Origin of the sequence: uncultured Ruegeria sp., from assembly GCF_947489545.1 — a bacterium.
In the GTDB taxonomy this organism is placed as follows: Bacteria; Pseudomonadota; Alphaproteobacteria; order Rhodobacterales; family Rhodobacteraceae; genus Ruegeria.
Window position 1 is genome coordinate 26,123 of the sequence record NZ_CANLDZ010000030.1, and the last position, 10,131, is coordinate 36,253.

Annotated in this window: 8 protein-coding genes; 3 read left to right on the forward strand and 5 right to left on the reverse strand. The window is 55.3% G+C overall.

The window, feature by feature from the left end; translation table 11 throughout:
- Nucleotides 1–3 precede the first annotated feature (3 nt).
- The 3 genes from Q1B13_RS24615 to Q1B13_RS24625 are packed head-to-tail and all read left to right on the forward strand — an operon-like array spanning nucleotide 4 to nucleotide 3,024.
- Complete coding sequence (locus Q1B13_RS24615) at nucleotides 4–1,005, forward strand: tripartite tricarboxylate transporter substrate binding protein (protein ID WP_298937636.1); 1,002 nt, start codon at nucleotides 4–6, stop codon at nucleotides 1,003–1,005.
- Nucleotides 1,006–1,017: 12 nt separating this feature from the next.
- Complete coding sequence (locus Q1B13_RS24620; protein WP_299085264.1) at nucleotides 1,018–1,503, forward strand: tripartite tricarboxylate transporter TctB family protein; 486 nt, start codon at nucleotides 1,018–1,020, stop codon at nucleotides 1,501–1,503.
- Nucleotides 1,504–1,509: 6 nt separating this feature from the next.
- Nucleotides 1,510–3,024: a tripartite tricarboxylate transporter permease gene (locus Q1B13_RS24625; RefSeq protein WP_298937634.1), complete on the forward strand. Its 1,515-nt coding sequence runs from the start codon at nucleotides 1,510–1,512 to the stop codon at nucleotides 3,022–3,024.
- A gap of 324 nt (nucleotides 3,025–3,348) precedes the next feature.
- Here the strand turns inward: Q1B13_RS24625 and Q1B13_RS24630 are convergent, their stop codons facing one another.
- The 5 genes from Q1B13_RS24630 to Q1B13_RS24650 form a co-directional block, all read right to left on the reverse strand.
- Nucleotides 3,349–4,731: an IS1182 family transposase gene (locus Q1B13_RS24630; protein ID WP_298938598.1), complete on the reverse strand. Its 1,383-nt coding sequence runs from the start codon at nucleotides 4,729–4,731 to the stop codon at nucleotides 3,349–3,351.
- Between the two features lie 505 nt (nucleotides 4,732–5,236).
- Entirely contained in the window at nucleotides 5,237–5,782 is a 546-nt protein-coding gene (locus Q1B13_RS24635; protein WP_299085281.1) for an AAA family ATPase, read from the reverse strand.
- A 341-nt stretch (nucleotides 5,783–6,123) separates the two neighbouring features.
- A complete protein-coding gene (locus Q1B13_RS24640; protein ID WP_299085268.1) occupies nucleotides 6,124–6,537 on the reverse strand; it encodes a GNAT family N-acetyltransferase in 414 nt (137 codons plus the stop codon).
- A 98-nt stretch (nucleotides 6,538–6,635) separates the two neighbouring features.
- Nucleotides 6,636–7,160 (reverse strand): hypothetical protein, encoded by a 525-nt coding sequence (locus Q1B13_RS24645; RefSeq protein ID WP_299800660.1) that lies wholly within the window; start codon nucleotides 7,158–7,160, stop codon nucleotides 6,636–6,638.
- A partial coding sequence (locus tag Q1B13_RS24650; protein WP_299085275.1) for a tandem-95 repeat protein occupies nucleotides 7,160–10,131 on the reverse strand: 2,972 nt, incomplete at its 5' end. The genes Q1B13_RS24650 and Q1B13_RS24645, both read right to left, overlap by 1 nt.

Consider the following 10,131-nt stretch of genomic DNA (forward strand, 5'->3'; position numbering starts at 1 on the left):
CAGATGACATTCATGAATTCGCTTAAAACCAGCATGGCGGCCTTGGCCGTCGTCGCAATGGGAACAGGGGCCGCGCTTGCCGAGTTTCCTGAACGCACGGTCGAGTTGATCCATCCTTGGGGTCCGGGCAACGCGATGGCGGTCAGCCAGATCATTGCTAAAGCGATGGGCGAGGAATTGGGCGTCGATATGCCAGTGATCTCGACACCGGGTGCGGCAGGCACCAAAGGCCAGATCACTGCGATGGAAAAACCTGCCGATGGCTACACCGTCTTTGATGGTTATGTGGCCCCGCTGGTTTTGCAGCCCGTTCTGGGAAATGCGGATTGGAGCTATTCGGACTTCACTCCGCTGCACGCCGCTGTGTCGAACGCCTTTGCCATTGGTGGACGCCCGGACGAGACCCGCTGGTCCAACTTCGAAGAGATGATGGAATACGGCAAGGCCAACCCCGGTGAACTGCGCTATTCATCTGGCTCGCGCAACAACCTGCCGCATATGGTGATCGCTAAGGTGCTGCAATCTTACGGTGTCGTGGCGCAAAACGTGCCTTACACCCAAGATGGCAACGCAGTGAAAGACCTCAAAGGCGGCGTTCTGGACTTCGCGTTTGTCAACGTGGGCAACTACATTCAGGACAAGGAAGCGTTCAACATCATGCTGGTTCTGTCCGAGCTGCCGGGTGCGAAAGCTTCATATGATGGCGCCCCCAGCATCACGGACCTCAGCATTGATCTGGGCCTGTCGGGTCTGGCGCCAATGGGCTGGACATGGTGGATCGTCAACCCTGACACACCAGAGGCCGAGGTTGCCAAATTGCGCGAAGCCATGACCGCGGCAATGAAACGCCCTGATGTGCGCGCCTCTATCGAGGCTGTTGGCTTTGTGCCGCTGGATTGGGACCACACCGAATATGACGCGATTGTAGGTCCGGTGTTTGACCAGCTCAAAGCCATGGGCAACGCTCTGGAGTGGGAAGTTGAAGAGCTGAAAAAGCTCAACTAAGGGATTGCGAAGATGGTGACCGCCAAAACGCTGCAATATCTTGTTTACGGCTTTCTGGCGGTCATCGTCGCCATCGTATTCCAACAAATCAACACATCGATGAGAGAACAGGGGATCGCCAGTGGCGGTCCCTACAACAACGGAGCGGCCTATCCCCGCTCCGTTGCAATCGCAATTATGGTGTTGATGGTTGGACAGTTCTTTGTGGATCGCTTTGCCGTGCCAACCGAGGACGCACCGGTCAACACATCCGACCTACGCCGCCCGGTTCTGTTGCTGATCGTCTTCGCGATCTATCTGGGCGTGCTGAAAACACTTGGCTACCATCTGACAACAACGCCTTTGATCTTCGCGATCATGCTCATCTGCGGTGCGCGCAATCTGCTCAAGCTGGCGCTGGTCGCCCTGACCATGTCCTTCGTTTTTGCGTTTATTTTCGAGAAATTCCTCAATGTCGTGCTGCCCGGCGGCATCTTCAGCCTGAACATCGCGTGGTGATCCGACATGATCTTTGAGTCCCTCGCCGCTGGGTTCGACCTTTTCCTGACGCCAACGGCCATCGGCCTGACGCTGATTGGCGTGGTGATCGGCCTGCTGGTCGGCGCACTGCCCGGACTTGGGCCCTTGATGGGCATCATCCTGCTGCTGCCGGTCGCCATCTCCTTGCCCCCCGTCGCCGCAATGGGATTCTTGATTGCGATCTTCGTGGGTGGGTCCTGCGGAGGTTCGATCTCGGCAATTCTGTTACGCATCCCCGGCACACCCTTGGCGGCAGCGACGCTGTTTGACGGCTACCCCATGGCCAAAAAAGGCCGCGCGTCGGACGCCATCGGCATCGCCATCACCGCCTCGGCCATTGGTGGTCTGATCGGAGGGGTCGTTCTGATCTTCGGCTCACCAGTTCTTGCGCGGTTCGCCAGCGGGTTTGCCCCGCCCGAATACGCCATGCTTGCCATCACCGGGTTGTTCGCCATTGCAGTGATCTCAGGCGGCTCCCTTTTCAAAGGGTTAATCGCAGGCTGTTTTGGTTTGCTTTTGGCCACAATCGGCACCGATGAATTCTCAACCGGCTACCGCTTCACTTTTGGGTCGCACAATATGCTCAACGGGTTCCATATCGTTGCTGTCGTTGTCGGCCTGTTCGCGATCTCGGAAATGGCCTATCAGATCATGGGGCGCGATCTGTTGAAAATGCCTGACGTCAAAGTCGCGCGCCCGGGTTTCCGCTCCATCATACTAACCTTGCGCAATTGGAAGAACCTTGTGCGCTCCTCCTTCATCGGGGTCTTTTTCGGCGCTTTGCCCGGCGCGGGCGGCGTTATCAGCTCGTTCACCTCCTACGCGGTCGCCAAGGCCTGGGCCAAACCCGATGAGAAATACGGCGAGGGCACTGAGGGCGGTGTGGTTGCAACCGAGGCCGCTAATAACGCGACTGTCGGCGGCACGATGGTTCCGACGCTGGCCCTTGGCATCCCCGGTGATGCGTCCTCCGCCATGCTTCTGGGCGCGTTGCTGATCCTTGGCTTCGTCCCCGGACCGATCCTGTTCGAGCAGCAACCCGAGATGGTCGGCGGTATTTTCATGGTCTACATGGCCGCCAATGTATTCTTGCTGATTGCGGGCATCTTGATGACGCCGATCTTTGTCTACGTGCTGCGCATCCCCAAATTCTATCTGATCCCACTGGTACTGCTGCTTTGCTCCATCGGCACCTTCGCACTGCAAGCCTCGGTGTTTGATCTCATGGTGATGTTCGGCTTCGGCCTGATCGGCATCCTGTTTCGCGCAGCAAATTACCCGCTGTCGCCCATCGTCATCGGCATCATCCTTGGCCCGATCCTAGAGAATAACCTGCGCCGCGCCCTGCTGATTTCGCGCGAAGGATATTGGATTTTTCTCGACCGGCCTGTGTCCGCAGTGCTGGTCTGTGTGAATGTCCTGCTGATATTGGGGGCTGTTTGGTATGGGTTGAGAAAACGCAAACAAGCTCACACAAAGGCAGCGACCAAGCTCAGCTAGGCTTGTGGACGCCAACGCCTCGCTGTTTGGGACAACACGCAGCAATGGCGTTGGTTTGAGATCAACCGAGTTCCCTACAGTTGAACGGCGGCTTCGGCGACATTGGCTGCATTACCGTAAATCGGTTGCTGTGACTGCGAGGAAATGCTGCGCAAGCAATAGCTGCGCTAGCAAAGGGCGGCTAAGTCCGCATAGCGATCACTGATGCACTGCGCAGCGAACGACTGCGTCGAGCCGATGTTGTTGAAAAACTCGATGAATTTGGCGGTTAGCTCGTAACCGTTGGTCTGATTTTGTGAAGTGATTTTTGGCTAAGCCTTCATTCTACCCGGCGTTTGGCATCATTGGCTTCAGTTTTGCGAGTTTCCGGAGGTTTTGGGCGGTGGCTGCGAGTGTAAATTCATCTTGGACGCCGCATGGCCCTCGTAATCGGAGACGATCCAGACGGAGGATGCGTTTGAGATGTGCGAACAGCATCTCGACTTTCTTGCGCCGCTTCTGGGCCGTCGGGTTGAACTCGGAGGCCGTGCATTCGCGGGCGAAGTCTCTGACGATCTCGTATTTCTCGCGGTGGACCGAACGTGCTTCGGAGTTTGGACAGCATTTGGACTTCAACGCGCAGTTCATGCAGTCGGACTTTAAAGCCCGATAGTTCCTGGCTTTCCAAACCGGCGCATTCCTGGCGGGGTCCGAGTAGTTTCGCCTCGTGTGCAACATCTCCTTGCCCCCTGGGCAGATGTAGCGGTCGTTCTCATCATCCCATGTGAAGTCGGACCGCGAGAAGGTGCCGTCCTTGCGCTCGCCCTTGTCGAAGACCGGGATGAAGGGGAGGATCTGGCGCTTCAGCGCCAACCAAACCAAGTTGTCGGCGGACCCATATGCGGTATCAGCCGCAACCCAATCCGGCTTCAGGCCAAAGCGCTCTTCGGTGCGGTTGATCATCTTGCGCATGGCACCGACCTCAGCGGTCTTGTTTGACCGGCTGGCATCGACATCCATGATGATACCATGATCGGTATCGATCAGATAATTATCCGAATAGGCAAAGAATGCAGGGCCCTTGCGTGCGGCAGTCCATTGACTGGCGGGGTCGGCATGGGCGGTGAACTTGGGCTTGGCGGTGGTGGCCGCACCAAAAGCGGCATCGTCCAGGGTGTCGAGATACTCCCGAACCGCGCGCGGTGCATCATTGGAATCAATCTCCTTGGCCGCCCAGTCATCAGGATTGCTGGAGTTCTGTTTCTGAACATCTGCCACGATCAGGCTGGCGTCCACGGCGAAGCCCTGGCCACTGACAAGCCCTTCCGACATGCACCGTGCAACAGTCGTCTCGAAGACATGGCGAAAGAGATCGCTCTCGCGGAAACGGCCATGGCGGTTCTTTGAGAAGGTAGAGTGATCTGGGATGCGGTCAGTCAAATCGAGGCGGCAGAACCAGCGATACGCCAGGTTCAGATGCACCTCTTCGCAAAGTCGGCGTTCGGATCGGATGCCAAAGCAATACCCCACCAGAAGCATGCGGATCATCAGTTCGGGATCGACCGATGGTCGGCCCGTGTGACTATAGAAATCAGCCAAGTGACCCCGGATGCTGCTCAGATCGAGATGACGATCAATCGACCGAAGCATATGATCCTGCGGAACATGATCTTCCAGCGAGAACTCATAGAATAGTGCCGTTTGCGCTTCCTGCCGTGGCCCCATCATCGTAAATCCTCCCGCTCAATGCGGAAATTGAATCAGCCAAACGAGCCTCAATCAAGCAGGAGTTTTTCAACAACATTCGCCCTTACTGACCAATGCTACGTTAAAACCGAGGTCGCCTTTGGGCTGAGGCTGTGTAAAAACTCCGGCCCACGTGCTCTCTCGTCGCGCTCGTTTTCAGTGCTTGTGCAAAAGCTCTCTCAGAAGCGCGAGAGAATACACATAAAGGGTGTTTTCGACATTTTTCGCCGACCGGTCAGAGTTTTCACACAGCCTCGGCTCGGAGCAGCCATTCTCTGCAGTGGGCTCAGACAGGTGGTTTGAGCCCGTTGCTACCGTTGCCCCAGTCTTAGGTAATTGCAAACGCAGCATGATGGTCCCAGCCCAGAGCGAACTTTCACAATTGAGCTTTGCAGCTTCCGAGAAAAGAGTGGAGCCAAGTTCAATGGCTACTCCGCCCAAACCTGAATGAGCAAAGAGGCAATTGTCGAGGCCTAGTAAAGTGCCATCAGCGGTGGGGAATTCCCAAATTGCCAATTGCTATAGCTTCGCTGAGGTTTGAAAAGAATGTGTTGACCTCTCTTGAAGAGGTTATGTGGTAGATAGTTTTGTCGGCCGGTGCATTGTCACAGAGCGTCCGCATTTTCTGGCGCCCCGTGTGACGGGTCCGCCAGATCCAGGACCAGAACTCCAAGCTAAGCTTTTCCGGGCATCCATCAGGAAGATCCGGGCGGGTCCGGCCATAGTAGAGCAAAGTGCGCCGCAAGACGCGCCATGCCCTCAAGTTCAAGGGAATATCCAGCCAGATTAGGGTGTCCGCTCGGTCCAACCGCTCGTGCCATGTAGCGCTATGACCCCCTTCAAATATCCACTGCGGGTCTTTTATGACGTCAAGTGTCATCTTCGTCTTTTCCGTCCGGTCTCTCTCGATCCAGCCGGATTTCCAGTGGATGTGATCGATATGGACAACCGGCAAGAAGGTTAAAGCCCCCAAACGGCGTGCAAGGGTCGATTTCCCCGATCCGGGTTGTCCGATGATCATCACGCGCTGCATAACCTTATGGTGATAAAAGACGGCAGCGGGTGCAATAGGTGCATCTGCCTGATTGCGATTGCATGCTAACCGGTTGAATTCGTATTCTGCTTTCCGATTTGACCTCCAGTTTGAGCCCAAATCCGCCGTCGAATAAGCTTCTGCCCTTTGCATTTGCGGCACGTCGCGAACGCGCAAACCGGTCATTGGGAACGCTGACGAAGCGGACCTTCGTTGGCCAGACCCGAAGGTCAGGTATGCTCGGACTTCGCAGCAACGTTGGTGCGCCGGACTGGATCATGGAGGCGCTTCTCCATCAGGAAATTCGTTAATGTAACGCCAGCCCTTTCGATTTGCTGCTCCTAAACGAGTTCCCAACCCTGCCCCTCAAAAAGCCCTCGAACGAGATAGCTCGCTTGCGAATGAAGGCGCGCCATATTGGCGGCACGTGCCAACTCCTCAATCCGAGCATAAAGTTTTCCACCGATGCCCTGCCGTTGGTGCTTGGGTGCGACGAAAGCAAGATCTATGTAGCCAACTCTGTCGAGCGTCATGAAGCCAACGGGCAGGCCCGCCTTACGCGCGACTACGGTTTTCTGAGCGGACAGCCGCGATGCCCAGTTTGGCCCGAACGGCGTCTTCGACGCCCAAGCCTGTCGCTGCTCTATGTTATAGAATTCAGTCGCTCCTTCGCGTACGGCATCGAAGAATATGACGCCAAGCTGATCTGCTTCTGATGCTTCGAAGTCACCAATTTCTATGGGTGAGTTCTGCATTTCTGTGATCCTCGATAGCATTTCAATGAGTGTGATCGAATCCTAACAATCGCAAAAGCTGACCTTCCTACTTAACACAGTACCGCGCAAGTTTGGACTCACTCCCTGCCATTCTTTGCGGTGGGCACAGGCCTGAGGTAATGCTCCTGACCACCGTCAGTGAGTCCTGCCTCCAGAACATCGCCATCTACCGGGCTTTGATCGGCTAGCTTGGTAAAGGTCACGTCCGCCAAATCAATGTCTTCAGAGCGGAATACATCGGTTCCACCATGGTTCACGTCTTCGCCCCACCATGACACAATGGTGTTCCCGGCTGCTGCGTAATAGACATAAGTATCGCTGCCCTGACGCCCAGCCAGGAAGTTGCTTCCCGCACCATCCGTCGTTGCGACCAAAGTGTCATCCCCTTTGAACCCGCGCAGATAGTAGCTTCCTGTACCGCCAGGGCTGTAGATCACATCGTTGCCATCACCGCCTTCAAGAAGCACGCGGCCGGAACCGTCAAACTGCACCTTCGCAAAGCTCGACCCATCGTCGAACTCAATGCGCACCGTTTCATGTTCCGCTGCGCATTGAGCCCGTGCTGCGATGTGTGACTTTCTAAAGCACAAGACTCCGATCATTAGATGAACGTAAAATCATCTTCTGAGATCAAAGAAGAGTTGATGTCCTCGAGCATAATAGAACCATGCCCATCGATTGTGATCAGCACGTCACCGTTGTTGTCGGTGATATCCAGATCGCTGTAGGAGGTCCCTACGATACCGATCCGGATCAGGTCGCTGCCATCTTCGAAGTCAGTGATTGTGTCGGTACCAAAATTCTCGTCGAAGTAAAAAACATCTGTGCCAGAACCCCCGGTGAGAATGTCGGTGCCAAGTCCTCCATTGAGTAAGTCCGCACCCATCCCGCCGTCAAGTTGATCATCGCCAGCCCCGCCGAAGAGTTCGTCAGCCTCATCGACGAATGCAAACTTCGTTCTGATCTGCGCGCCCGTACCACTTTCATGGAACGCGAAAGCTACGTCGCTCGGACCGTCACCGTTGAAATCGCCCACCAATGGTGCGCTCTGGTTCCAGATCTTTCCTCCATCACCAAGAATGTGCTCTTGTGCCGTGTATGTGCCATCGCCATTCGAAAGCTTGGTTCTGATTTTTGCTCCTGCACCACTTTCATGGAACGCAAAAGCTACGTCGCTCAGACCGTCTCCGTTGAAGTCACCAACCAGTGGCGCGCTCTGGTTCCAGATCTTTCCTCCATCACCCAAGACATCCCATTCAGACCCGTAGGTAACCTCGTCACCGCCACTGTTGCCACCAATGAGGGTGTCATTACCGGCACCGCCATACAGGATGTCAGCGCCAGCACCACCGGTTAAGTGGTCATTACCCCAAGCGCCCTCAAGAATGTCATCACCAGTAGTGCCCAGCAAAACGATCGGCGCTTCGTCTCGTCCATGAACAACCACGGCAACGGTTGCGGTGCTTTCACCGCCATTGCCGTCCTTGACTGTATAAGTGAATGTATCCGTCAGGGTCTGACCCTCTGCCAAAGCCTGAACAGCGTTTGCGCCGGTTGGATCATAGCCGATCGTCCCGTTGCTGTTCAGTGTCAGCGTGGCGCCATGCGCACTCAAGGCCGAAACAGATGTCACCGTGAGCGCATCCCCGTCGACATCGCTATCGTTGGCCAGAAGCGTGGCGGTATCAATCGAGGTCACTACATCTTCTGTGACCGGAGTGGGACTCTGCGCAACATCATCAGCTGCGACAGGTGCATCGTTGGCTCCATGAACAACTACGGAAACGGTTGCGGTGCTTTCACTGCCATTGCCGTCCTTGACGGTATAGGTGAAGGTATCCGTCAGGGTCTCGCCCTCTGCCAGAGCCTGAACATCACCTGCGCCGGTGGGATCATAGCTGATGGTCCCGTCGGTGTTCAGCGTCAGGGTGGCACCATGCGTGCTCAAGGCCGAAACCTCGGTCACCGTGAGCGCATCCCCGTCGACATCGCTGTCGTTGGCGAGAAGGGTGGCTGTATCAATCAGAGCGACAGCATCTTCTGTGATGAGATTAGAACTTTGAATAACACCATTCGCGTCAAAAATACGGGCCTTGATGGCATAATCAGACGTATCGCCTTGTTGCCCGTCTCTAGACTCCCAGGTGACGACAAAATGACCATTGGCGAGGGCCGTGACACTTGGATCCCCTTGCCAGTTATCGGTAAATTCATTGACCAGAAACTCGCTGACCACCTCATCACCATCTGCGTCAAAAATGCGTGCTTTGATGGCAGAAGAAGACGTATCGCCTTGCTGTTGGTCACTAGACGCCCAGGCGACGACGAAATGGCCATTGGCGAGCGCTGTCACGCTCGGGCGGATTTGCCAGCCATCGGTAAATTCATTGAGCAGGAATTCACTGACGATCTCACCGCCATCTGCATCGAAAATACGGGCCTTGATGGCATCACCATCAACGCCTTGCTGCCCGTCATAAGACGCCCATGTGACGACGAAATTGCCATTGTCGAGGGCGGTAACACTAGGATCACGTTGAAGGCTATTGGTAAATTCATTGACCAGGAACTCACTGACGATCTCATCACCATCCGTATCGAAAATGCGGGCTTTGATGGCATAATCATCAGTATCGCCCTGCTGCCCGTCCGTAGAGTGCCAGGTGACGACGAAATGGCCATTGGCGAGGGCTGTTACACTCGGGGCTCTTTGGAAATCATTGGTGAATTCATTGACCAGGAACTCACTGACGGTCTCACCGCCATCTGCATCGAAAATACGGGCCTTGATGGCATCACCAGACGTATCGCCTTGCTGCTGGTCATTAGACACCCAGGTTACGGCGAAGCCGCCATTGTCGAGTGCTGTAACACTCGGGCTCCATTGGACGCTATTGGTAAATTCATTGACCAGAAACTCGCTGACCACCTCGTTGCCATTCGCATCGAAAATGCGGGCCTTGATCGCAGAAGAAGACGTATCACCTTGCTGCCCGTCATAAGACTCCCAGGTGACGACAAAATTGCCGTTGGCGAGTACTGTAACACTCGGGGCGACTTGACTGCTATCAGTAAACTCATTGACCAGAAACTCGCTGACCACCTCGTTGCTATTTGCATCGAAAATGCGGGCTTTGATGGCCCAACCAGACGTATCGTCTTGCTGCCCGTCGAGAGACGCCCAGGTGACGACAAAATGACCATTGTCGAGGGCTGTGACACTCGAGTGCCATTGCCTGCCATCGGTAAATTCATTAACGCGGAATTCATTTGGGCCAATAGTATCATCAGCCGCGACAGGTGCATCGTTGGCTCCATGAACAACTACGGAAACGGTTGCGGTGCTTTCACTGCCATCGCCGTCCTTGACCGTATAGGTGAATGTATCCATCAGTGTCTGACCCTCTGCCAAAGCCTGAACATCATCTGCGCCGGTTGGATCATAGCTGATGGTCCCGTCGGTGTTCAGCGTCAGCGTGGCGCCATGCGTGCTCAAGGCCGAAACCTCTATCACCGTGAGCGCATCCCCGTCGACATCGCTGTCGTTGGCGAGAAGGGTGGCTGTATCAATCA